A 327-nucleotide genomic window follows, 5' to 3' on the forward strand; every position below is an offset into this window, starting at 1 on the left:
TATGGTTTAGTGCCAGAAATCAAGGCCTTAAAGCCAGACTTTTTCGCTATGATTAACGGCTCTTACGTAGAAGATGCCAAAGGTCAGGTAGTGTACCATCAGCCAATGCCCCGAAATTTAGTAGAATCTGTATTAAATTGGGCTAAAGAAATTGGAATCGAATATGGTATGCTTGGTAGTCAAAAAGGGACGCTTTCTGCACGAACTGACCGCATTAGTCAAGTAATTGACTTGATTTATGAAGGTTTGGAAACAAACCCAACTTTTTATAAAGAAAATGACATCTATCAATTGTTAACTTTTGAGAAAGATGGTCACGAAGTAGAA

The 327-nt window shown here is 37.6% G+C and carries 1 protein-coding gene; it reads left to right on the forward strand.

Annotated elements, in window-relative coordinates; all coding sequences use genetic code 11:
- Positions 1–327 (forward strand): HAD hydrolase family protein (locus tag C1E99_RS13040; protein WP_153060266.1); only part of this gene is annotated, 327 nt, incomplete at both ends.

Source organism: Streptococcus suis (assembly GCF_002964045.1).
Taxonomy (GTDB): domain Bacteria; phylum Bacillota; class Bacilli; order Lactobacillales; family Streptococcaceae; genus Streptococcus; species Streptococcus suis_U.